Source organism: Rhizobium sp. SAFR-030, assembly GCF_059415005.1.
The window spans coordinates 258,293-280,740 of sequence record NZ_JBPFDO010000001.1; the positions used below are offsets into that span (position 1 = coordinate 258,293).

The 22,448-nt window shown below is 62.8% G+C and carries 24 protein-coding genes; 12 read left to right on the plus strand and 12 right to left on the minus strand.

Annotation, left to right across the window (positions count from 1 at the left end; translation table 11 throughout):
* Positions 1-457 precede the first annotated feature (457 nt).
* The 6 genes from ACR65N_RS01355 (at position 458) to aat (ending at position 7,507) form a co-directional block, all read left to right on the plus strand.
* On the plus strand, positions 458-3,460 hold the full coding sequence (locus ACR65N_RS01355) for an Rne/Rng family ribonuclease (RefSeq protein WP_440455438.1): 3,003 nt from the start codon (positions 458-460) through the stop codon (positions 3,458-3,460).
* A gap of 242 nt (positions 3,461-3,702) precedes the next feature.
* Positions 3,703-4,467, plus strand: a complete 765-nt coding sequence (locus tag ACR65N_RS01360) for a DsbA family protein (RefSeq protein ID WP_440455439.1) — start codon at positions 3,703-3,705, stop codon at positions 4,465-4,467.
* A 117-nt stretch (positions 4,468-4,584) separates the two neighbouring features.
* The gene (gene aroQ, locus ACR65N_RS01365; protein ID WP_440455440.1) at positions 4,585-5,022 is read left to right on the plus strand and encodes a type II 3-dehydroquinate dehydratase; all 438 of its coding nucleotides are present in this window, start codon (positions 4,585-4,587) and stop codon (positions 5,020-5,022) included.
* Positions 5,023-5,047: 25 nt separating this feature from the next.
* Complete coding sequence (gene accB, locus ACR65N_RS01370) at positions 5,048-5,515, plus strand: acetyl-CoA carboxylase biotin carboxyl carrier protein (RefSeq protein WP_440455441.1); 468 nt, start codon at positions 5,048-5,050, stop codon at positions 5,513-5,515.
* Between the two features lie 10 nt (positions 5,516-5,525).
* Positions 5,526-6,875 carry an acetyl-CoA carboxylase biotin carboxylase subunit gene (gene accC / locus ACR65N_RS01375; protein ID WP_430305049.1) on the plus strand — a complete coding sequence of 450 codons (1,350 nt, stop codon included), beginning with the start codon at positions 5,526-5,528 and terminating at the stop codon, positions 6,873-6,875.
* Positions 6,876-6,877: 2 nt separating this feature from the next.
* Positions 6,878-7,507 carry a leucyl/phenylalanyl-tRNA--protein transferase gene (gene aat / locus ACR65N_RS01380; RefSeq protein ID WP_440455442.1) on the plus strand — a complete coding sequence of 210 codons (630 nt, stop codon included), beginning with the start codon at positions 6,878-6,880 and terminating at the stop codon, positions 7,505-7,507.
* A gap of 8 nt (positions 7,508-7,515) precedes the next feature.
* Here aat and ACR65N_RS01385 read toward each other — a convergent pair whose 3' ends face one another.
* The 6 genes from ACR65N_RS01385 to ACR65N_RS01410 all read right to left on the minus strand — a co-directional run bounded on the left by ACR65N_RS01385 (position 7,516) and on the right by ACR65N_RS01410 (position 11,684).
* Positions 7,516-7,941: a DUF2155 domain-containing protein gene (locus tag ACR65N_RS01385; protein ID WP_430305051.1), complete on the minus strand. Its 426-nt coding sequence runs from the start codon at positions 7,939-7,941 to the stop codon at positions 7,516-7,518.
* 92 nt (positions 7,942-8,033) lie between these two features.
* A complete protein-coding gene (locus tag ACR65N_RS01390) occupies positions 8,034-8,432 on the minus strand; it encodes an NADH:ubiquinone oxidoreductase subunit NDUFA12 (protein WP_430305052.1) in 399 nt (132 codons plus the stop codon).
* A 98-nt stretch (positions 8,433-8,530) separates the two neighbouring features.
* Complete coding sequence (locus ACR65N_RS01395; protein ID WP_440455443.1) at positions 8,531-9,004, minus strand: GNAT family N-acetyltransferase; 474 nt, start codon at positions 9,002-9,004, stop codon at positions 8,531-8,533.
* Between the two features lie 8 nt (positions 9,005-9,012).
* Complete coding sequence (locus ACR65N_RS01400; protein ID WP_440456097.1) at positions 9,013-9,513, minus strand: GNAT family N-acetyltransferase; 501 nt, start codon at positions 9,511-9,513, stop codon at positions 9,013-9,015.
* A gap of 69 nt (positions 9,514-9,582) precedes the next feature.
* Positions 9,583-11,085, minus strand: coding sequence for an Asp-tRNA(Asn)/Glu-tRNA(Gln) amidotransferase subunit GatB (gene gatB, locus ACR65N_RS01405; protein ID WP_440455444.1), 1,503 nt, complete (start codon positions 11,083-11,085; stop codon positions 9,583-9,585).
* An 89-nt stretch (positions 11,086-11,174) separates the two neighbouring features.
* Positions 11,175-11,684, minus strand: a complete 510-nt coding sequence (locus ACR65N_RS01410) for a GNAT family N-acetyltransferase (protein WP_440455445.1) — start codon at positions 11,682-11,684, stop codon at positions 11,175-11,177.
* Between the two features lie 338 nt (positions 11,685-12,022).
* Between ACR65N_RS01410 and ACR65N_RS01415 the strand changes: the two genes are divergently transcribed.
* Entirely contained in the window at positions 12,023-12,319 is a 297-nt protein-coding gene (locus ACR65N_RS01415; protein WP_440455446.1) for a type II toxin-antitoxin system RelE/ParE family toxin, read from the plus strand.
* 78 nt (positions 12,320-12,397) lie between these two features.
* On the opposite strand, the gene gatA is transcribed toward ACR65N_RS01415, so the two are convergent.
* From gatA to ACR65N_RS01430, 3 genes are all read right to left on the minus strand, one after another.
* On the minus strand, positions 12,398-13,879 hold the full coding sequence (gene gatA, locus ACR65N_RS01420) for an Asp-tRNA(Asn)/Glu-tRNA(Gln) amidotransferase subunit GatA (protein WP_440455447.1): 1,482 nt from the start codon (positions 13,877-13,879) through the stop codon (positions 12,398-12,400).
* A gap of 50 nt (positions 13,880-13,929) precedes the next feature.
* Positions 13,930-14,217 carry an Asp-tRNA(Asn)/Glu-tRNA(Gln) amidotransferase subunit GatC gene (gene gatC, locus ACR65N_RS01425; protein ID WP_430305061.1) on the minus strand — a complete coding sequence of 96 codons (288 nt, stop codon included), beginning with the start codon at positions 14,215-14,217 and terminating at the stop codon, positions 13,930-13,932.
* A gap of 149 nt (positions 14,218-14,366) precedes the next feature.
* Complete coding sequence (locus ACR65N_RS01430; protein ID WP_440455448.1) at positions 14,367-15,071, minus strand: metal-dependent hydrolase; 705 nt, start codon at positions 15,069-15,071, stop codon at positions 14,367-14,369.
* 199 nt (positions 15,072-15,270) lie between these two features.
* On the opposite strand from ACR65N_RS01430, the gene ruvX reads away from it, so the two are divergent.
* Positions 15,271-15,756, plus strand: coding sequence for a Holliday junction resolvase RuvX (gene ruvX, locus ACR65N_RS01435; protein WP_430305064.1), 486 nt, complete (start codon positions 15,271-15,273; stop codon positions 15,754-15,756).
* Here ruvX and ACR65N_RS01440 read toward each other — a convergent pair.
* Positions 15,702-16,025, minus strand: coding sequence for a DUF6105 family protein (locus ACR65N_RS01440; protein ID WP_430305065.1), 324 nt, complete (start codon positions 16,023-16,025; stop codon positions 15,702-15,704). The two genes, ruvX and ACR65N_RS01440, sit on opposite strands and share 55 nt — an antisense overlap.
* A gap of 314 nt (positions 16,026-16,339) precedes the next feature.
* Positions 16,340-17,992, minus strand: a complete 1,653-nt coding sequence (locus ACR65N_RS01445) for an acyl-CoA dehydrogenase family protein (RefSeq protein ID WP_440455449.1) — start codon at positions 17,990-17,992, stop codon at positions 16,340-16,342.
* A 124-nt stretch (positions 17,993-18,116) separates the two neighbouring features.
* On the opposite strand from ACR65N_RS01445, the gene ACR65N_RS01450 reads away from it, so the two are divergent.
* Genes ACR65N_RS01450 through dprA form a run of 4 tightly spaced genes read left to right on the plus strand, consistent with a single transcriptional unit; the run spans position 18,117 to position 22,150 of the window.
* Positions 18,117-19,073, plus strand: coding sequence for an aspartate carbamoyltransferase catalytic subunit (locus ACR65N_RS01450; RefSeq protein ID WP_430305068.1), 957 nt, complete (start codon positions 18,117-18,119; stop codon positions 19,071-19,073).
* On the plus strand, positions 19,070-20,362 hold the full coding sequence (locus tag ACR65N_RS01455) for a dihydroorotase (RefSeq protein ID WP_440455450.1): 1,293 nt from the start codon (positions 19,070-19,072) through the stop codon (positions 20,360-20,362). Before ACR65N_RS01450 ends, ACR65N_RS01455 begins: the two co-directional genes overlap by 4 nt.
* A gap of 12 nt (positions 20,363-20,374) precedes the next feature.
* On the plus strand, positions 20,375-20,992 hold the full coding sequence (gene plsY / locus ACR65N_RS01460) for a glycerol-3-phosphate 1-O-acyltransferase PlsY (RefSeq protein ID WP_440455451.1): 618 nt from the start codon (positions 20,375-20,377) through the stop codon (positions 20,990-20,992).
* Between the two features lie 6 nt (positions 20,993-20,998).
* Positions 20,999-22,150, plus strand: a complete 1,152-nt coding sequence (gene dprA, locus ACR65N_RS01465; protein ID WP_440455452.1) for a DNA-processing protein DprA — start codon at positions 20,999-21,001, stop codon at positions 22,148-22,150.
* On the opposite strand, the gene ACR65N_RS01470 is transcribed toward dprA, so the two are convergent.
* Positions 22,124-22,333, minus strand: a complete 210-nt coding sequence (locus tag ACR65N_RS01470) for a hypothetical protein (RefSeq protein ID WP_430305074.1) — start codon at positions 22,331-22,333, stop codon at positions 22,124-22,126. The two genes, dprA and ACR65N_RS01470, sit on opposite strands and share 27 nt — an antisense overlap.
* Positions 22,334-22,448: the final 115 nt, after the last annotated feature.

Here is a 22,448-nt window from a genome sequence, read left to right on the forward strand (position 1 = left end):
CCGCTTGCTATTGTTATGGATAAAACATACAAGGGTTATGAGGGTTTAAGTGTCGACGGGATAGTCTGTCGATAGGCTGCCAGCGTTTCAGTTCTGGCGCCGCGGACCGCAGACATCCGCCGTCTCTACACTTGGCTCGAAACACTATCCGATCCGGCGGTGGCCGGGACAGTACCGGATGGCTCGCCATCCACGCTCATCGGGAGCAAATTCATCGGGCCCCTGTCAGGGTCTATTGTATCGTCTTTCTCGTCTGGTCTTTGATGTTGCGGCACGGATTGCATATTACGGAAACGCTGAGCGGGCCCAAGGCTCCTTTCGGCGTCCGGCCGGTGCAGCCATCAAACACTCCAACGGGATCTTTCTTATCCGGCGCACCGGACGCGAACCACGATAAGCCTGTCTTCATGGCAGACCTCTCGGCGTATGCGATCCCGCGCCGAGGAGCAGATATTCAATGGCAGACAAAATGCTTATCGACGCGTCTCACGAAGAGGAGACGCGCGTTGTAGTCGTCCGGGGCAACCGGATTGAAGAATTCGACTTCGAGTCGGAACACAAGAAACAGATACGCGGCAATATCTACCTGGCGAAGGTGACCCGCGTCGAACCCTCGCTGCAGGCGGCGTTTGTCGATTACGGCGGCAACCGTCACGGCTTCCTGGCCTTCGCTGAAATCCACCCCGACTACTACCAGATCCCGCTCGCGGATCGGCAGGCGCTGATGCAGGCGGAAGCCGAAGACCAGCGTCGCCATGCGGACTTCGATTCGGAGCCGGCCGGCGATCCTCCCAAGGTCGAACGTCCGAATGCCAAGGTCGTGGCCCAGGTTGAGGCAGCCCTTGGAAGCGAAGAGACCGTCGCAGCCGACGAGACCGCGGCCGATCAGCCTGAACAGGCTGCTGGCGCCGAGGTCGAGGCTGTCGCCGAAGACAAGCCCAAGGCAAAGCCGCGCCGCAGCCGCGCCCGCAAGAAGGTTGCAGAGCCGGCTGGCGACGATGCCGCCGCTGAGGCCTCCGAAGCCGGCGCCGAACAGGCTGGCGAGACGCCCGCCGTTCAGGCAACCGATGCCGACGACGACAGCACGCCGGATACCATGGCGGCCATGGTCGAAACCGACTCCATCTCCGAGGAAGTCGTCGACCGTCGCAGCCGCGACGACGATGATGACGATGACGACCATCACGAGAAGGAAGAAATCGAGTCCGTCGGCGCCGAAGACGCCATGGAAGAGGTTCCGGATCGCGTCTACCGCAAGCCCCGCAAGCAATACCGCATCCAGGAAGTGATCAAGCGCCGGCAGATCCTGCTGGTCCAGGTCGCCAAGGAAGAACGCGGCAACAAGGGCGCAGCGCTCACCACCTATCTGTCGCTTGCCGGCCGCTATTCGGTGCTGATGCCGAACACCGCGCGTGGCGGTGGCATTTCCCGCAAGATCACCCAGCCGACGGACCGCAAGCGTCTGAAGGAAATCGCCCGCGAGCTTGAAGTTCCGCAGGGCATGGGCGTCATCCTGCGCACCGCCGGTGCCAACCGCACGCGCGTCGAAATCAAGCGCGACTTCGAATACCTGATGCGCCTGTGGGAAAACGTCCGCACGCTGACGCTGAATTCCATCGCGCCGTGCCTGGTCTACGAAGAAGGTTCGCTGATCAAGCGTTCGATCCGCGACCTCTACAACAAGGACATTTCCGAAGTCATCGTGTCCGGCGAAGAAGGCTATCGTGAAGCGAAAGACTTCATGAAGATGCTGATGCCGAGCCACGCACGGGTGGTTCAGCCATACCGCGACATGCATCCGATCTTCGCACGGTCAGGCATCGAGGCGCAGCTCGACCGCATGCTGCAGCCGCAGGTAACGCTGAAGTCCGGCGGCTACCTGATCATCAACCAGACCGAAGCGCTGGTTGCCGTCGACGTCAACTCCGGCCGCTCGACGCGCGAGCATTCGATCGAGGACACCGCACTCCAGACCAATCTGGAAGCTGCAGAGGAAGTCGCACGCCAGCTGCGCCTGCGCGACCTTGCCGGCCTGATCGTCATCGACTTCATCGACATGGAAGAGAAGCGCAACAACCGCGCCGTCGAAAAGAAGCTCAAGGATTGCCTGAAGAACGACCGCGCCCGCATCCAGGTCGGCCGGATCTCGCATTTCGGCCTGCTGGAGATGTCGCGTCAGCGCATCCGCGCCAGCGTTCTTGAGTCGACGACGCAGATCTGCTCGCATTGCGGCGGCACCGGCCACGTCCGGTCGCAGTCGTCGGTCGCGCTCCATGTGCTGCGCGGCATCGAGGAGCACCTCCTCAAGAACACCACCCACGACATCACCGTGCGCACGACGCCGGATATCGCTCTCTACCTGCTCAACCAGAAGCGCGGCAGCGTTGTCGACTACGAGAACCGCTTCGGCGTGGCGATCTACATCGAATCGGACGCGACGATCGGCTCCGCCCATTTCGCCATCGATCGCGGCGAGCCTGTCGAGAACCCGGTCAAGATCGAAAGCCTGATGCAGTTCGCCGCCATCCCGGTCGAAGAGGATGACGACGATCTGGTGATCGAGGCCGACGAGGAAGAGATCGAAGAGGAGATCTCCGGCAGCGCTCCGGCGCCGCAGGAAGCGCGCAGCGGCGAAGACGACCAGAACGGCAAGAAGCGCAAGCGTCGCCGCCGTCGTCGCAACCGTGGCGAACGCAACGGCGACCAGCCGCAGAATGATGCAGCCGAGCTGTCGGACGACGAGGACGACAGCGACGGTGGCGAAGATGACGACGCCGGCGAGACGGACGAAGCCCGTGCCGAGGATGCCGGAGCGGACGGTGACGACAGCCAGCGCCGCAAGCGCCGCCGTCGCGGCAAGCGCGGCGGTCGCCGCAACCGCCAGGAAGACGAGGCAAACGGCTCGGATGAAGGCGATGGCAACGCAGCCGTGTCCGCAGACGAAGCGGAAGGCACCGATGCGGTGGTTGCCGCGGAATCGGCTGCTGCCGAGACCGTAGCGGAACGTCCGCCGGAAGCTGCCGAAGTCGCTTCGGATGCAAAGCCTGCAAGGCCGCGCCGGACCCGCAAGGCCAAGGCAAGCACGGTTGACGCCGAGGAAGTGGCTGCCGAGACGATCGAGACCCCGGCCATCGAGCCGCAGGCAACCCCTTCCGCGGAAGCTGAGGCTCCGGTCGCAACGCCGGAAGAGGCTGCTGCAGAGCCTGCCGAACCGGTCAGCGCCGCTGCTGCCGAGCCGGAGATCCCGGCAGAGGTTGAGGCGCAGCCGGAAGCCGCAGCATCTGCGCGAGAAGGCGATGCCGAGGACACGGCCGAAGACAAGAAGGTGCGGACCAATCGCGCCTCCAATATCAGCTCCTCGGAGCCAGTCGTGAAGTCGAATGCGCCTGCCGCAGATGACACCGCCGATGCCGGCAAGCCGAAGAAAGCCGGTTGGTGGCAGCGCCGCGGCTTTCTCTGAGAAGCCTTCGATCTGATCTACCTGTCGACGGCCGCAGAAATGCGGCCGTCTTCATTTGCCCCGACATCTTCGTCCAATGGCTCGCCGGGCGACGAAACGACCGGGCGCGACAGACGGGCCGAAACGCAGACGTGAGTTTGAGCGCGGCGCATTTACCCTCTATGGTGCAAACCAAATCAGCTATCGAAGCATGCGCCCGGACCGGGTCCGAGAGCCGCATCAACCAATCGATGAGGAAAGACATGACGCCCGTCACCAAGATCGTTGCCGCCGTACTGATGACCGGCATCTCCTGCCTGCCCTTCGCTGGCAGCGCCGCGGCACTCGATGACCAGCAGAAGAAGGAAATCGGTGCGTTCGTGCGGGAATACCTGATCGAGAACCCGGAGATCATGCTGGAGGTTCAGGACGCGCTGGAGAAGAAGCAGCAGCAGATGCGCGTCGCCCAGTCGTCGACCGGTATCGCCTCGAACAAGGACGCGATCTTCTCGTCGGCAAGCGATATCACGCTCGGCAATCCGAAGGGCGATGTCACCATCGTCGAGTTCTTTGACTACAACTGCGGCTACTGCAAGCACGCGCTGTCCGACATGGAGACCGTTCTGGCGGCCGACAAGAACGTCCGTTTCGTGCTGAAGGAATTCCCCATTCTCGGGCCGGATTCGATGGCGGCTCACCGGGTGGCCAATGCGGTCAGGCTGATCGCGCCCGAAAAGTACCCGGAGTTTCACCGGGGCCTGCTGGGCGGCCAGACACGCGCGACGGAAGACACGGCGATCGAGGTCGCCACCGGCCTGGGGATCTCGGCAGCTGCCATCCGCGCTTCGATGGAGAAGAACCCCAACGAGCCGCAGGTTCGCGCAACCTATGAAATCGCCAATGCGCTCGGCGTTACCGGTACGCCCTTCTACGTCGTCGGCGAAGAGGCTCTGTTCGGCGCAGTCGGAAAACAGCAACTGGCAGAAAAGATCGCCAACATGCGCGTCTGCGGCAAGGCGACCTGCTGACGGACTGCCCTCCTGTTCTTGCACATCCCCCGGTTATGCACGGCTTTCACAGCCGGGGGCTTTTCCTTGAGGCTGTGCCGGTCTATAGGTGGCCCTGATTTTTCTGACGGGTAATCCATGAGCAAGACCATCTTTGTCCTCAACGGGCCTAACCTCAATCTGCTTGGCAAGCGAGAGCCGGGCATCTACGGCGGCAAGACCCTCAAGGACATCGAGAACGACTGCATCGAGACGGGCGAAAGCCTGGGGTTTACTGTCGAATGCTTCCAGAGCAACCACGAGGGCGTGCTCGTCGACCGGCTGCAGGAGGCCGGTGAGCGCGCCAAGGGCGTGATTATCAATCCGGGCGCCTATGGCCATACGTCGATCGCCCTGCACGACGCGATCCGCGCCATCGCCGTGCCCGTGGTGGAAGTCCATATTTCCAACATTCATGCGCGCGAAGAATTCCGGCACAAGTCGATGATTGCGCCGGCCGCCAAGGGCATGATCTGCGGATTGGGTCCCAAGGGCTACGTCCTTGCGCTACACGCGCTGCACGACATAACCAGCTAAGAACAACAGAACAGATAGGTTGACCATGTCTGAGAACAAAACCGGTATCGACAAGGGGTTGATCCGCGATCTGGCGAACATCCTCAATGATACCGACCTGACCGAGATCGAGGTCGAACAGGACGATGTCCGCATCCGCGTCTCCCGTACCATCACGGCTCCGCAATACGTCCAGGCCGCACCGCAGGCGATGACGTATGCTGCGCCGGCGGCGGCAGCGGCTCCTGCAGCCCCGGCCGTTGAAGCCAAGAAGGACCGCAGCAACGCGCTTGCCGCACCGATGGTCGGCACTGCCTACCTGTCGCCGGCTCCGGGCGCGCGTCCCTTCATCGAAGTCGGCGCCACGGTCAAGGAAGGCCAGACGCTGCTCATCATCGAAGCGATGAAGACCATGAACCAGATCCCGGCACCGCGCTCCGGCAAGGTGACGGAAATCATCGTCGAAGACGGTCAGCCGGTTGAGTATGGCGAGCCGCTCGTTGTGATCGAGTAAGGCTTTGCCCATGATCTCCAAGATCCTCATCGCCAATCGCGGCGAAATCGCCCTGCGGGTGCTGCGCGCCTGCAAGGAGCTCGGTATCGCCACTGTTGCCGTTCATTCGACGGCTGACGCCGACGCCATGCATGTGCGGCTGGCCGACGAAAGCGTCTGCATCGGGCCGCCGCCTTCGCGCGACAGCTACCTCAACATCCACCAGATCGTTGCCGCTTGCGAAATCACCGGCGCCGATGCTGTGCATCCGGGTTATGGCTTCCTGTCGGAGAACGCCAAGTTCGCCGATATTCTCGATGCGCACGGCATCACCTTCATCGGCCCGACGGCGGAACACATCCGTCTGATGGGCGACAAGATCACCGCCAAGAAGACGGCGGTCGAGCTTGGCATCCCGGTCGTTCCGGGTTCGGACGGTGAAGTGCTGCCGGAGAACGCGCAGGAGATCGCGCGGCAGATCGGTTTCCCGGTCCTGATCAAGGCGACGGCCGGCGGCGGCGGTCGCGGCATGAAGGTGGCGAAGACCGAAGCAGACCTCGATGAGGCCGTCTCGACGGCACGTTCCGAGGCACTCGCAGCCTTCGGCAACGACGCCGTCTACATGGAAAAGTACCTCGGCAAGCCGCGGCACATCGAAGTGCAGGTCGTCGGCGACGGCGAAGGCAATGCCATCCATCTCGGCGAACGCGACTGCTCGCTGCAGCGCCGTCACCAGAAGGTCTGGGAAGAGGCAAACTCCCCTGCCCTCAACGTCGAGCAGCGGATGAAGATCGGCCAGATCTGCGCTGACGCAATGAAGAAGATGAAGTATCGCGGCGCCGGAACCGTCGAGTTCCTCTACGAGAACGGCGAGTTCTATTTCATCGAAATGAACACCCGCCTTCAGGTGGAGCATCCGATCACCGAAGCGATCACCGGCATCGACCTCGTGCACGAGCAGATCCGAGTCGCATCTGGTGCCGGCCTGTCGGTCCAGCAGGAAGACATCGTCTTTTCCGGCCACGCGATCGAATGCCGGATCAATGCCGAGGATCCGCGGACCTTCGTCCCTTCGCCGGGCACGATCACGCACTTCCACGCGCCGGGTGGCCTTGGCGTACGCGTCGATTCGGGCGCCTATGCCGGCTACAAGATCCCGCCTTACTACGACAGCCTAATCGGCAAGCTGATCGTGCATGGACGCACCCGCGTCGAGTGCATGATGCGGTTGCGCCGCGTCCTCGACGAGTTCGTCGTCGACGGCATCAAGACGACGCTGCCGCTGTTCCAGGATCTGGTCTCCAACCAGGACATCGCCAACGGCGACTACGACATCCATTGGCTGGAAAAGTATCTGGCCGGTGACAAGGTCGAAGGATAGCAATGGCTGGGCGGCGCGGCAGATACTATCCCGCCATTACGCCGGATGTTCTGCTGCGCGCCTATTCCATAGGGCTGTTCCCGATGGCCGATTCGGCCGACGATCCGGAGATATTCTGGGTCGAACCTGAAGTCAGGGGCATCCTGCCCCTCGACGCCTTCCACGTCTCGCGCAGCTTGCGCAAGGCGATGAAGCAGTCCTCTCTCGATATCCGGGTCAATACCGCCTTCGAGGCCGTCATGGCCGGCTGTGCGGCTGAAGCGGACGACCGTCCCAGTACCTGGATCAATTCCACCATCCGCCAGCTCTATACCGACCTGCACCGCATGGGGCACGCTCACAGCGTCGAGGCCTTCGAAGGCGACGAACTCGTCGGTGGACTTTACGGGGTGTCGCTGGGTGCGGCCTTCTTCGGCGAGAGCATGTTCTCCAGGCGCACCAATGCTTCCAAGATCTGCCTCGTACACCTGGTGGAACGGCTGAACGCGCGCGCGTTCCGGCTGCTCGACACGCAGTTTACCACCGAACACCTGAAGACGTTCGGCGCCGTGGATGTGGCCAAGGACGATTATCTGAAGCTGCTGCGCGCGGCGATCGAATCGCCACACCTGCCCTTTTCAGGCGAAGACTGAACGGTCGGCTATTTGCCCGCCGATGCCGGCGGGGGAACGTCGGACTGCTGCTTGCAGCCCGTCAGCCAGACGTCATAGATCGGGTGCTCGACAGCGTTGAGACCCGGGCTGTCGGCAAACATCCATCCGGTAAAGATGCGGCGGATCTTCCGATCGAGCGTGATCTCGTCAACCTCGATGAAGCCGTCAACCTTCTGCGCTTCGGTGTCGTCACGCGAGAAGCAGACCTTTGGCGTCACCTGAAGCGCGCCGTACTGGACGGTTTCGTTGACATAGACGTCGAACTTGGTGATGCGGCCGGTGATCTTGTCGATGCCGGAAAACTCCGCGACCGGATTCTCCAGCCGCGCAGCCTCTGCCTCTTCGACGAACGGCACCACCGTCGCAAGGAGCGAGAGCCCGTAGACGAGCGAGCGTAGGGAAGAGTGTCGCATCAGCCAATTCACCGTGAGCAAGAGCCAGTCCCGACCATGTGCCGGGACCAGACGCGTTAGGCCGCAAATGTGGCCTCAACGCGGAGGCGACATCAGCCGCCGGGGGTCCAGGCGTCATAGTCGCCGGTGACCCGCGGACGCTCACCCGTCGCCTCCAGCGAACCCTTCGGACGATAGGCCTGCGGCGTGCCGGTCATGTTGGGGCGATGCGACTTCTGCCACTCGCGCTCGACATAGGTTTCCTTCGACGGCGGAACGTCGGTGCGGTGGTGCATCCAGCCGTGCCAGCCTGCGGGAATGGCGGAGGCTTCCGCGTAGCCCTTGTAGATCACCCATCGGCGCGGCAGGCCATAAGAGCTCATCGGGCCTTCGAAATACACGTTGCCGAACTCGTCCTCACCGACGCGCGTGCCCTTGCGCCATGTGAAGAAGCGGGTGCCGAGCGTCTGGCCGTTCCACCAGGTGAAGATTTGAAGCAGCAGATTCTTCATTTTTTTCCAACGTCCTCGCGACAGACAAGGAATGTTTCCTTGCCCCGCTTATGCAATCTCGGGCCGGCCTTGTCCAGCACTCGCAGGCCCGCCCATGACTATTTGAGCTTCATCTTGAAGCCGAGATGCGTGCGTCCAAAGCCGGCGCGGTCATAGAACCGATGAGCATCGACGCGTGCCGCATTGGAGGTCAACTGCAGCAGACGGCAGCCGCGGCGGCGGGCTTCGGCCTCTGCATGCTGCATCAACTGTGCGCCGACGCCACGGCCACGCATGTCGGATCTTGTATGAACGGCCTCTACCTGGGCATCGACGGCTCCCCGGCCTCGCAGCGTGCGAAGCAGTGTCATCTGGTAGGTGGCGACGATGTCTCCGTCCAGTTCCGCGACGAACAGTTGCTCGTTCGGCGACTGGTCGATGACGTGAAAGGCACGCAGATAGTCCTCGAAGGCGTCTTCATCGGTCGTATCGCCATGCGAGCCGATGGCATCCTCGGCAAACAGCGCCACGAGTTGCCGCAGGTCGCCCTCGCCTGCCCGCCGTATCACCAATCCCTCGACGCTCATCGCCATCCTCCCGGCTACTGCTCCAGCGGCTTTTCCATGATCACCGCCTCGATACCGCTGTCGGTGGTGGCGCAATTTTGCGTCCGGTCGACCTCGACGAAACCCAACCGGCTGTAGAACGACACGGCCCGTGTGTTCTTCGGTTCGACTTCAAGCCGCATGATCTCGGCATCCGGGAAACAGGTCTCCAGTTCGGCAAACAGGTCGCGACCGACGCCCTGCCCCTGGCAGGACGGCCGAACGTAAAGTTGGTGCAGCACGGCGGTCTTGGTCATCAGCGACGACATGTCGGCATAGGCGACGCCGCCGAGGTTGCGGCCGTCATCGGCGACGAGGAATTCCCCATCGCGCTTGCCGATCCTCGCTCTGATGGCATCAGGCGTATGCAGTGCGGCGATCAGATCGTTGACCTTCGTCTCGCCGTAGAGGGTGTCATAGGTCGCATGCCAGGTTTCGATCAGCAGCGTACGGATGGCTTCGCCATCCTGTTCGCCCGCAGTACGCACGAAAAACACCATGACTTTCTCCAGATCGCTGCCGCAGTGGCTGGACGGCATCCGGCCGGCCAAGGCCGGATGCGAAGATCAATCCTCGATGCCGAGCTTGGCCTTGACCAGCGCCTGCACCGCCTGCGGGTTTGCCTTGCCGCCCGTCGACTTCATCACCTGACCGACGAACCAGCCGGCGAGAGTAGGCTTGGCCAGAACCTTGGCGACCTGATCCGGGTTGGCGGCGATGATCTCGTCGACCGCCTTTTCGATGGCGCCGGTGTCGGTCACCTGCTTCATGCCCCGCGTCTCGACGATCTCAGCGGGATCGCCACCTTCGGTGAAGACGATCTCGAACAGATCCTTGGCGATCTTGCCGGAGATTGTCTCGGCCTTGATGAGATCGATGATGCCGCCGAGCTGAGCGGGTGAAACGGGAGTCTCTTCAATGCCTTTGCCGGCTTTGTTCAAGGCGCCCAGCAGGTCGTTGATGACCCAGTTCGCGGCGATCTTGCCATCGCGGCCGGCAGCGACGGCCTCGAAATAGTCGGCGATCGCCTTTTCAGAAACCAGCACCGACGCGTCATAGACGGAAAGACCAAGCTCGCGCACGAAGCGGGCCTTCTTGTCGTCGGGAAGTTCCGGAAGATCGACCTTCAGCGCCTCGACGAACGCGTCGTCGAATTCAAGCGGCAGCAGGTCCGGATCGGGGAAATACCGGTAGTCGTGCGCATCTTCCTTGGAGCGCATCGAGCGGGTCTCTCCCTTGTTCGGATCGAACAGACGAGTTTCCTGGTCGATGACGCCACCATCCTCGATAATGGCGATCTGCCGACGGGCTTCGTATTCGATGGCCTGGCCGATGAAGCGGATCGAGTTGACGTTCTTGATTTCGCAGCGCGTGCCGAACTCGCCGCCGGGCTTGCGCACGGAGACGTTGACGTCGGCGCGCATCGAGCCTTCATCCATGTTGCCATCGCAGGTGCCGAGATAGCGGACGATCGACCGCAGCTTGGTCATGTAGGCCTTGGCTTCGTCAGACGAGCGCATGTCGGGCTTGGAGACGATCTCCATCAGCGCCACGCCGGAGCGGTTGAGGTCGACATAGGACATCGTCGGATGCTGGTCGTGCATCGACTTGCCGGCGTCCTGCTCCAGGTGCAGCCGTTCGATGCCGATCTCGATGTCTTCGAAGTTGCCCTGGCGGTCGGGGCCGAGCGAGATCACCAGCTTGCCTTCGCCGACGATCGGGTCCTTGAACTGCGAGATCTGATAGCCCTGCGGCAAGTCGGGATAGAAGTAGTTCTTGCGGTCGAAGAGCGAGCGATTGTTGATCTGCGCCTTGAGGCCGAGCCCGGTGCGCACCGCCTGTCTGACGCACTCCTCGTTGATCACCGGCAGCATTCCGGGCATAGCGGCGTCAACGAGCGATACATTGGAGTTCGGCGGCTTGCCGAATTCGGTGGAAGCGCCGGAGAAGAGCTTGGACTTCGACAGGACCTGGGCATGCACCTCCATGCCGATGATCACCTCCCAGTCACCGGTGGCACCGGCGATGAAGCGTTTCGGATCAGGGGTGCGGACGTCGACTAGGGTCATCTGGATGGCTCTTCATGCAGTCTGTTTACGTGTTCGTCAGGTAGAACAAATGGTCGGCTCACGCAAGCTTTGCAGCGGCGGCGGGCCGGTCAGAACTCGCGGCCGTAGTCACCGCCTGGCACCGCGACAAGCCAACGGGAGAGCCCGACCGACTGAACGTCCTGATCGAGTTTCGGCGAATAGGAGATCGACAGCCAGTTGATCGCATAGCCGTTCTTTTCGAAGAAGGAGACGGCGTCGGAATTCTGTGCGTGCGTCTGCAGCCTGACAATATCCAGACCCTGATCGAGGATCTGCCGTTCGATTTCCCGCAACAGCGTAGTGCCCAATCCACGCCGCTGGAAGCTGGGGTCGATCCAGAAATCGGTGACCGTCTCATCGAGACCCTCGCGGGCAGCCCAGCCGGCGGCGACGCCATTCTCCTCGATGACGGTGATGGTGACCCACGAGTAACGGGTAAAATAGGAAAACGCGTCCAAGGCGTTGACGCGCAGATCCTCGCTGCCGCCGATCGGCCCCATCGCCTGCGCCCAGGCGCGCAGGCCGATCTCGGTCAACAGGTCAGCCTCGCCTTCGCGAGCATTGCGGATGGTCGGCATGAGCGCCCCGGAATTGGATGTGCGATTGAACCACCGGGATGCCGGTTTTCCAAGTGGAACTTCGACGCTAGGCGGTGGATCAAGATTTTGTCAGGGGACCCGGTACGCCGGACCGTCGCGGAGGGGACTTCACTGGAGATACGAAACGCACTACAGTACAGCCATGTCAAAGCTAGAAAGCAACATGCAGTCGGTGGACAAGGCAGACCCCGCAGAAGCCTCGCAGGCTGATGGCGACTATCTAGCGTGGAAGAAAGCCAAGATACTGAGAGCCCTCCGGCAGTCGGATGAGCGCGGAACAATGATTCCTGCATCCGAGGTGTGGGAGCGGTTTGGATTTGAACGTTAAGTTCACGCCACAGGCTTTAGCAGACCTGGAATCCATCCACCGCTACATTGGGCTGACCGACGAAAGAGCCGCAGACCGGATCCTTTCACGCATCCGACAAATCACGGAAACGCTTGCGAGCTTTCCACTTCTCGGACGGGAGGGGATGGTGGAGGAAACGCGCGAGTTCGCTGTGCCGGGCCTCTCCTACACCATCGTCTACCGATTGGCTTCAGCGACGGAACTTGATGTCCTGACAGTCGTCCATCAGCGGAAGAAATATCCGCCAGAAGACGTTGAGACCTAAGTAGTGTGGCATCAGCCGTCCTGATCACGACATCCAGCGACCGCCTTCCAGTGGCCGCCGGAGATGTGAATGAGGCTGCTACCACCAAGCCTTGGGGGTGAACTTGCCGGCTGCCTGTTCGATGACATGCGCGGTCTTGAACAGCGTTTCCTCTTCGAACGGCTTGCCGATCAGTTGGAGGCCGAGCGGCAGACCCTTGCTGTCGAGACCGGCCGGCACCGACAGACCGGGAAGACCGGCCATGTTGACGGTGATGGTGAAGACGTCCTGCAGGTACATCTTGACCGGATCGGCCGCCAGTTCCTTGTCGCCGATGGCAAATGCCGAAGATGGCGTGATCGGCGCGAGGATCGCATCGACGCCGGCGTGGAAGGCATCCTCGAAGTCGCGCTTGATCAGCGTGCGAACCTTCTGCGCCTTCAGATAATAGGCATCGTAATAGCCGGCGGAGAGAACATAGGTGCCGACCATGATGCGCCGCTGGACTTCCTTGCCGAAGCCGTTCGCACGGGTCTTCTCGTACATGTCGACGATGTCCTTGCCATCGACGCGCAGTCCGTAGCGGACGCCGTCATAGCGGGCAAGGTTCGACGAGGCTTCCGCCGGGGCGACGATGTAGTAGGCCGGCAGCGCGTACTTCGTATGCGGCAGCGAGATGTCGACGATCTCGGCACCGGCATCCTTCAGCCAGGCGATGCCATCGGCCCACAACGTCTCGATTTCTTCCGGCATGCCGTCGATGCGGTATTCCTTCGGAATGCCGATGCGCATGCCCTTCAGCGACTGCCCGAGCGAGGCTTCGTAATCCGGCACCGGCAGGTCGACGGACGTTGTGTCCTTGGCATCGACGCTTGCCATCGACTTCAGGAGGATGGCGGCATCGCGTACGTCGCGGGCGATCGGGCCTGCCTGATCGAGCGACGACGCGTAGGCGACAATGCCCCAGCGCGAGCAGCGTCCATAGGTCGGCTTGATGCCGACGGTGCCGGTGAAGGCGGCCGGCTGGCGGATCGAGCCACCGGTATCGGTGGCCGTGGCACCGGCGCAGAGGCGCGCGGCAACGGCTGCCGCCGAACCGCCAGAGGAGCCACCGGGTACGAGCTTCTCGTCAGAACCCTCGGCCTTCCACGGGTTGACCGCCGGTCCGTAATAGGAGCTTTCGTTGGACGAGCCCATGGCGAATTCGTCCATGTTCAGCTTGCCGAGCATCACGGCGCCAGCGTCCCAGAGGTTCTGGGTAACCGTCGATTCGTACTTCGGGGTGAAGCCGTCGAGGATGTGGCTGCAGGCCTGGGTATGCACGTCGCGGGTGGCGAACAGGTCCTTGACGCCGAGCGGGATGCCTTCCAGGGCTCCGGCCTTGCCGTCGGCAAGACGCGCGTCGGAGGCCTTGGCCATGTCGCGCGCGCGGTCACCGGTCACTGCCACATAGGTGTTCAGTGCGCCGTTGGCGGCGTCGATGGCCGACAGGTAGCTTTCCGTCAGTTCGGTGGCGGTGATCTCGCGCGACTTCAGCTTGTCGCGGGCTTCGGCAATGGTCAGGCTGGTCAGTTCGGTCATGATCTTTGAGCTCGTCTAAAGGCGTGGCAGGTCGGAGAAGCGTGCAGCGCTTACTCGACGACCTTCGGCACGAGGAAGAAGTTCTGGTCGGTACCCGGCGCGTTGGCGACGATGTCGTCTGCCTTGTCGCCGTCGGTCACCACGTCCTGCCGCTTACGCATCTGCATGGGCGTGACGGAGGTCATTGGCTCTACGCCGGAAACATCGACTTCCGAGAGCTGCTCGACGAAGCCGAGGATACCGTTCAATTCGCCCATCATACGCTGCGCTTCCTCTTCGGTTACGGCAATGCGGGACAAGCGTGCAACACGCTTCACGGTGGCTAGGTCGACGGACATGCTCTCTCTCCGGAATGGAAATTCTCTCTCGCTATACTGACCATGCCCGCCCTTCGCAACGGGTTTGGCCGCTGCAACGGAATTGCCCAGCACATCCGCCGGCAGTGGATGGTTCCTGCTGCCGACGGAGAAGGTTGGAGCGGGGCGGATCAGAACGTCAGCGTCGTGCCCACCTTCGGCGCCTCGACGTGGGTCTTCAGGCCTTCCATGCCCTTGACGAACTTGTCCGGCGTCTGGTCGACGACCGGGAACGAGCCGTAGTGGCACGGGATCGCGTGCTTGAAATCGAAGAACCGCTGGCAGGCGACGGCGGCAACCGCGCCGCCCATGGTGAACCGGTCGCCGATCGGCACGATGCCGATATCCGGCTGGTGCAGTTCGTTGATCAGGCCCATGTCGGTAAAGATGTCGGTGTCGCCCATGTGCAGCAGCGAAGGTTCGCCGTCGAAGTGCAGCATCAGGCCGTTGGCGTTGCCGAGCGCGTGCGACACGCCATCCTCGGTGATCTGCGCCGAGGAATGCTGCGCCTGGGTGAAGGTGGCGGTGAAGCTGCCGAAGCTGATCGTACCGCCGGTATTGCCCATTTCCAGCCGGTTGACGCCCTTGGAGCCAAGCCAGGCAGCGAGGTCGGCATTGGCAAGCACCACGGCACCGGTTTCCTGCGCCAGCGTGATCGTGTCGCCAACATGGTCGCCGTGGCCGTGCGTCAGCAAGATGTGGGTAATGCCGTCGGCCACCGCCTTGCGGTCCTGGTCGGCAAACGACGGATTGCCGGAGAAGAAGGGATCGATGAGGATCTTCGCATCTGCGGTCTCGATCCTGAATGCGGAGTGGCCAAGCCAAGTGATCTTCACGGAAAATCTCCTTGTTTTCGTTGAGGGATGATGTGATGGCTCAGGCGCGCGCCGAGCAGGTGAAATGGCAAGCGGATGTGCTTCCTCTGGCAGGCCGCGTCAAGCGGTCCGGGCAGATTGAAGTTGCGTAAGCACATAGGCGTCGTTCGGATAAAAGTAAGTAACGGCGACGAATTTCGCCGGTAGGAGGCTGTTGAGAATGGCGGTTGCGACAATCGAGGAACTGGCCGGCCTGCTTCTGCCCAGCCAGGCGATCGCCGGTCTCGATCTCGGCACCAAGACGATCGGTCTTGCGATGTCGGACCTCGGCCGCCGCTTTGCTTCGCCGCGGCCGGTGATCAAGCGGGTGAAATTCGCCAAGGATGCCGAGGTTCTTCTGGCTTTCGCCGCCAGGGAGAAGGTTGCCGCCTTCGTCATCGGCCTACCGATCAACATGGACGGCTCCTCCGGCCCCCGCGTCCAGTCAACCCGTGCCTTTGTTCGGACAATGGCCGAGCGAACCGACATTCCCTTCGTCTTCTGGGACGAGCGGCTTTCGACTGTGGCAGCGCAGCGGGCGCTGCTGGAGATGGACGTGTCGCGCGCCAAGCGCGCCGAGCGAATCGATTCGGCTGCCGCCAGCTTCATCCTTCAGGGCGCGCTCGACAGGCTTTCTTCCCTGGCAACGGGAGCGGACACCCCGTAGCGGCCGCTCCACCAGGCGATGATCTGCCGACGCTTGCGGAAGGCGACGATCGACATCACGATCAGGCTGTCGAAGGCGACGGCGCGTGCCACCAGCGGCGGCAGGATTTCCGGTTCGACCCCAAGGATGCCGCCATAGATCTCGAAGACGAGATCATGCGTCTGCCGTGTCAGCATGAAAAAGCCGAAGCTGATGTCGTTGTAGGAGAGCCAGTACCAACTGCCGAGCAGCAGCACGGGACCCGCCCAGAGGATCAGAAACCACTTCATGCGGCTCCTCCATTCATGGCCGTCTCTTCGGCCGGCAGCACACTCCAACGGACCAGAGCCATCATGCTCAGAACCGTGGCCGGGAACGCGATATCGAGGGGCAACACCGCGAAGAATACCAGCAACACAAGCAGCAATGCATAACTGAGGAAACGGTTTCCGCCCACGGACTGGCACGCTCTTTGTTGGTTAACAGGTGGTAAACGAGCAACCTAGAGCTTGAGGCATAAAGCGCAACGCAAAGCCGGAGACATGGTTAACGCGCGCACGTTCGCGTGTGGAGAACCCTTGATCCACCGGCATTTCGAGTCGTTTCAGGTAGCGGCCGGGTAGAGGAGATCGACCACGTAAGCGGCATCGAAGCGCGAATCGAGCATGCCGTAGGTCGTCCGCCAGCCGCCGGCGAGACGTGTCTCCAGAAACGCGTCGGCGATCTTGCCAGCACCCAGCCGGAAGAGCTCGGCAGCGCCCGCAGCGAGCGCCAGCTGCTCGACCAGAAGCCTTGCCGCCCCCTCGTCCCGCTCGGCAAGCGCCATGGCGGCACGCAGTACGTCGGTGGTCTTGCGGCCGCTCGGTCCGAGATCGCGCTCGAGTGCCGAAAGCACCGAATCGAACAGGTCGCGACCGCGGCTGAGGACACGCAGCACGTCTAGCGCCATGACGTTGCCGGAGCCTTCCCAGATGGCGTTGACCGGCGCCTCGCGGTAGTGTCGGGCGAGCGGCCGCTCCTCGACGTAGCCATTGCCACCCAGGCACTCCATCGCCTCGTAGATCAGTGCCGGGGCGATCTTGCACACCCAGTATTTGATGACCGGCGTCATCACCCTTGCATAGGCTGCATCAGAGGGATTGCTTCCCGCCTTGTCGAAGGCTTCCGCCAGACGATAGGACAGCGCCGTCGCCGCAGCCACGTCGAGCGCCATGTCGGCGAGCACGCGGGTCATCAGCGGCTGGTCGATGAGGTTCTTGCCGAACACGCTGCGGCCGCGGCAATGATGCACGGCTTCGGCCAGCGAGGCCCGCATGATGCCGGCCGAGGCGAGCGCGCAGTCGAGGCGCGTCAGCGTCACCATGTCGAGAATGGTGCGAACGCCGGCACCGGCATCGCCCAGCAGGTAACCGAAAGCATCGGCGAACTCGACTTCCGCCGAGGCGTTCGAGCGGTTGCCGAGCTTGTCCTTCAGCCGCTGGAACTGCAGCCCGTTGGCGGTCCCGTCCTCCAGCAGCCGCGGCACCAGGAAGCAGCCGATCCCCTCGTTCGCCTGGGCCAGCATGATGAAGGCGTCGCTCATCGGTGCGGACATGAACCACTTGTGGCCGGACAGCCGGTAGACGCCCTCTCCTACCCGTTCGGCGGTGGAACGGTTCGCCCGCACATCCGTGCCGCCCTGCTTTTCCGTCATGCCCATGCCGATGGTGATGGCGCTCTTCTGCAAGGCAGGGCGATTGGCGCTGTCGTACTTGCGCGACAGGATCCGTGGCACCCACTCCTTGTGGACGCGCGGTGAAGCCATCATTGCCGCAACCGAGGCGCTGGTCATCGTCAGCGGGCAAAGGTGGCCGCATTCCAGCTGGGCGGAAAGATAGAAGCGTGCCGCCCGGGCACGGTGCTGGGCGTTGCGGGATTCGGGCGCATTTTCCCAGATGGACGAGTGGAGGCCGCTGGCCATCGACCGGCGCATCAGCGCGTGCCAGGCAGGATGGAATTCAACCGTATCCAGCCGTTCGCCGCGCTGACCGTGGGTCTTCAGCTTGGGCGGGCTCTCGTTTGCCATCCGCGCCAGTTCCTGCGCTTCCGGAGAGGTCACGTAGCGGCCCAGTGCGTCGAACTCCTCTCGGACAGACCGATGAAGGCCGGCGGTCAGATCCACCATCAGAGGATCGGTTCGATAGGCATTGATGCCGGACCAGAGGCTGGGCTGGTTCAGCTCGTTGAAGGTGTCATCGGTCCGCGTGATCTGATTCATGGAGCGTTTCTAATCGATATCTCTGGAAAATGCATGGGGATCTCAGTTTCTCAACGGATGCATCCGCTTGCCCCCTGGCCCGCCTGTCTTTATAGACCGCGTGACATCAGCGGAGGACGTCTACGTGGCCTTGTTTCCCCACCGCCATCTCCTCGGGATCAAGGGCCTGACCGAGCAGGACATCACGATCCTTCTCGACAAGGCCGACGAGGCGGTCAAGATCAGCCGGCAGAGAGAAAAGAAAACCTCGACGCTGCGCGGTCTGACCCAGATCAATCTGTTTTTCGAAGCCTCCACCCGAACCCAATCCTCTTTCGAACTGGCGGGCAAGCGCCTCGGTGCCGACGTCATGAACATGTCGGTCGGCAACTCGTCGGTCAAGAAGGGCGAAACGCTCATCGACACCGCAATGACGCTGAACGCCATGCGCCCGGACGTGCTTGTGGTTCGGCATTCGAGCGCCGGTGCCGCCGCGCTACTGGCGCAGAAGGTCGCCTGCTCCGTGGTCAATGCCGGCGACGGACAGCACGAGCATCCGACGCAGGCGCTGCTCGACGCACTCACAATCCGCCGCGCCAAGGGCAAGCTGTCGCGCATCATCGTCGCCATCTGCGGCGACGTGCTGCACTCGCGGGTCGCCCGCTCCAACATCCTCCTGCTGAACGCCATGGGCGCGCGGGTGCGGGTCGTGGCGCCATCGACCCTGCTGCCCGCCGGCATTGCGCAGATGGGCGTCGAAGTCTTCCATTCCATGGAAGAAGGTCTGAAGGACGCCGATGTCGTGATGATGCTGCGCCTGCAGCGCGAGCGCATGTCCGGCTCCTTCGTCCCATCAGTGCGCGAGTATTTCCACTTCTACGGGCTGGACGCCGAAAAGCTGAAGGCGGCCAAGGATGACGCGCTCGTCATGCATCCGGGGCCGATGAACCGCGGCGTGGAAATCGCCTCAGAGGTTGCCGACGGACCGCAGAGCGTCATCGAAAGCCAGGTGGAAATGGGTGTCGCCGTGCGCATGGCGGTGATGGAGACGCTGCTGGTCTCGCAGAACCAGGGTCCGAGAACAGAGGAATACGGCGCATGAGCAAGCCGCTCGTCTTGAACAATGTCCGCATCCTCGACCCGTCGCGTAGCCTTGACGAAACCGGCACCATCGTCGTTGGCGAAGACGGCCGCATCCTTGCCGCAGGCCGCGATGCTCAGAACCAGGGCGCGCCCGACGGCGCGACGATCCGGGATTGCCGTGGACTGGTGGCCGTCCCCGGCCTCGTCGATGCCCGCGTCTATGTCGGGGAGCCCGGTGCGGAGCACCGTGAGACAATCGAATCCGCCAGCCTGGCAGCGGCAGCCGGCGGTGTGACCAGCTTCATCATGATGCCGGATACCAATCCGGTTCTGGATGATATCGCGCTCATCGAATACGTCCGCAACAAGGCGCGCGACAAGGCAGTCGTCAACGTCTACCCGGCCGCGGCCCTGACGCGTGGCCTCGAAGGCACCGAGATGACGGAGATCGGCATGCTGGCCGCAGCCGGAGCGGTCGCCTTTACCAATGGTCGTCATTGCCTTGCCGACACCCAGATGCTGCGCCGGGCAATGACCTATGCCCGCGAATTCGGCGCCGTCGTGTCGCTCGAGGCGCGCGATCCCTATCTCGGCGTCAACGGCGTGATGAATGAAGGACTGTTCGCCAGCTGGCTCGGACTGTCGGGCGCGCCGCGCGAAGCCGAACTGATCCCGCTCGAGCGCGACCTGCGCATCGCCGGCCTGACCGGCGCGGACTATCATGCGGCAAAGATCTCGGTACCGGAATCCGCTGAAGCCGTGCGGCTCGCCCGATCGCGCGGCGCCAAGGCAACCTGCGCCGTCTCGATCAATCACCTGTCGCTCAACGAGAATGACATCGGCGAATATCGCAGCTTCTTCAAGCTGTCGCCGCCGCTGCGCACCGAGGATGACCGGCAGGCAATGGTGGATGCGCTGGCTGCCGGCACGATCGACATCATCGTCTCTTCGCATGATCCGCAGGACGTCGACACCAAGCGCCTGCCGTTCGCGGATGCCGCCGACGGCGCGATCGGCCTCGAAACCATGCTGGCCGCCGCCCTTCGCCTGCACCACGCCGACCGCGTGCCGCTGATGCGGCTGATCCATGCCATGTCGACCCGTCCGGCACAGATCTTCGGACTCGACGCCGGCACGCTGGCGCCCGGCGCCAATGCCGACATCACGCTCATCGACCTTGATGAACCCTGGCTTGTCTCCGAGGATACGATCGTCTCGCGCTCGAAGAACACGCCATTCGAAGATGCCCGTTTCAGCGGCCGCGCGGTCTCGACCTATGTGTCGGGGCGTCTCGTCCACAACCTTTGAGGAACGACTGAGATGAGCGAACTCTTCGACTGGCAGATCACGCTTCCCATCGCGCTTGCAGCGCTCGCACTCGGTTACCTGCTCGGCTCCATTCCGTTCGGCCTCATCCTGACCAGGGCGGCCGGGTTGGGCGACGTCCGGTCGATCGGCTCGGGCAATATCGGAGCGACCAACGTCCTTCGCACCGGCAACAAGAAACTGGCGGCGGCGACGCTGCTGCTCGATGCCTTCAAGGCGACAGCCGCAGCACTTCTCGCCGGCGCGCTTTGGGGGCCGGATGCGGCGATCCTTGCCGGCTTTGCCGCATTCATCGGCCACCTGTTTCCGGTGTGGATCGGCTTCAAGGGCGGCAAGGGCGTCGCAACCTATATCGGCACCCTGCTTGGCGTGGCGCCGGCGATGGTGCTCGTGTTTGCCTTTGTCTGGCTGTCGATTGCCAAGCTCAGCCGCTACTCATCCCTATCCGCGCTCGTGGCGACGCTGGTAATTCCGGTTGCATTGTGGATCGTAGGCGACCATAAAATTGCAGTCATCATGGCGGTGATGACCGTCATCACCTACTGGAAGCACAAAGCGAACATCGAGCGGTTGATCAACGGCACGGAAACCAGGATCGGCCAGAAGGGATAAGGCTGCATGTCCTCCGGCGGCGCACGGCGGAAGGGGATTGCGCTGACGGACAAACAGAGGATCGCCTGGCTCCGCCTGATCCGGAGCGACAATGTCGGACCCTCGACCTTTCGCGACCTCATCAACCACTTCGGTTCAGCCGAAGCGGCGATAGCAGCTCTTCCGGAACTGTCGCGGCGTGGGGGTGCTGCCCGCGCCATTCGCGTCGCGTCCGTCGAGGATGCCGAACGGGAACTTGGTCTGGCTGACCGGCTCGGCGCCCGGCTCGTCGGCATCGGTGAGGACGACTACCCGCCTGCGCTCCGCCAGACCGATGGTGCACCGCCGCTGCTGGCGATGAAAGGCGACTTCTCCATCTCTCAACACCCATCGGTCGGCGTGGTCGGCTCCCGCAATGCGTCGATCAGCGGCGCCAAGTTCGCAGCGATGATGGCACGAGACTGCGGACAGGCAGGCTATGTCGTGACCTCCGGCCTGGCGCGCGGCATCGACACGGCAGCCCACCGCGCCAGTCTCGACACCGGAACGATCGCCGTGCTGGCCGGCGGGCTCGACCAGCCCTACCCGCCCGAGAACATCGACTTGCTGCGGCAGATCACCGATGGATCTGGATTGGCGGTCAGCGAGATGCCACTCGGCTGGGAGCCGCGGGCTAGAGATTTCCCCCGCCGCAACCGACTGATCGCCGGGATCTCGCTCGGCGTTGTCGTTGTGGAAGCCGCCGACCGGTCCGGCTCGCTGATCACCGCGCGCATGGCGGCGGATTTCGGTCGTCTCGTCTTCGCCGTTCCCGGCTCACCGCTCGATCCGCGCTGCCATGGCACGAACGGACTGCTGAAGCAGGGCGCGATCGTCACCACCGGGTCCGCCGACGTCATCGAGGCGCTGGCGCCGATCTCGGAGCTCGATGCGCACGGTCCGCCGGTGATCGAGGAACCCGGCGACGACCGGCCGCCCTTCTCGATGCTGCCGCCGGAACAGAGCGCCCGCACCCGCATCCTCGATGCGCTCGGACCGACCCCTGTCGAGATCGACGATGTCATCCGGCATACCGAACTACCCGCTTCGACGGTCTATCTTGTGCTTCTGGAGCTGGATCTCGCCGGTCGGCTGCACCGGCATCCGGGCGGCCTAGTGTCGCTCTCGATGATCGATTGACAGACTGCGGCGACCCGCCTGCAGGTCGCCGGCCTCCACATAGGCCATCTCGATCAGGTAGCAGAGCATGTCGGCGCGCTCCTGAAACGCGACCTGGCGCAGTTGGCCAAGCATCTGCAGGATGTAGGCAATGTTTGCCGCCGTGTCGCCGACAGATCCGGTTTCGCCCCGCTGAGTGCCCATTGCCACCATCCGCCCCAACTGAAACTCGCGCTAAAGGCGCAGTTCATCGCCGTCATCTCAACCTGGCACTATTTATCCCAGATTGCAACTAACGCGATTACTGCTTTTGGTTGCA